Origin of the sequence: Pseudoalteromonas sp. SR45-4, assembly GCF_014163535.1 — a bacterium.
In the GTDB taxonomy this organism is placed as follows: domain Bacteria; phylum Pseudomonadota; class Gammaproteobacteria; order Enterobacterales; family Alteromonadaceae; genus Pseudoalteromonas; species Pseudoalteromonas nigrifaciens.
This window is the reverse complement of the sequence record NZ_JACJDO010000135.1, coordinates 1-257: the sequence shown is the minus strand read 5'-3', so window position 1 is coordinate 257 and position 257 is coordinate 1. Positions and strand designations below refer to the sequence as shown.

Genomic DNA, 257 nt, shown 5'->3' with positions numbered 1-257 from the left:
TTACCACTCGATGCTGTCGTTTGGTCTGTGATTGGTATGAGTTTATTTCGTCATGAATCTGTTTGGGATATAGCCTCTAAAATGGACATCGCCTTACCAGGTAAAGGGAAACTAGTTGCCCCTAGTGCCATGGTTCAAGCGAGACAACGCTTAGGTGAAGATGCTGTCGAGCAGGTCTTCAAGATGATGGCGTCACGGCATTATAATCATGCCCACTTCGATACATTTTGTGGCTTAAATCTATTAGCTGTTGATGG

General features: G+C 44.4%; 1 protein-coding gene. It reads left to right on the top strand.

Features of this window, described 5'->3' with window-relative positions; all coding sequences use genetic code 11:
- Positions 1-36 precede the first annotated feature (36 nt).
- Positions 37-257, top strand: a 221-nt coding sequence (locus tag H5058_RS18315) for a transposase domain-containing protein (RefSeq protein ID WP_404936300.1), incomplete at its 3' end; no start/stop codon positions are given.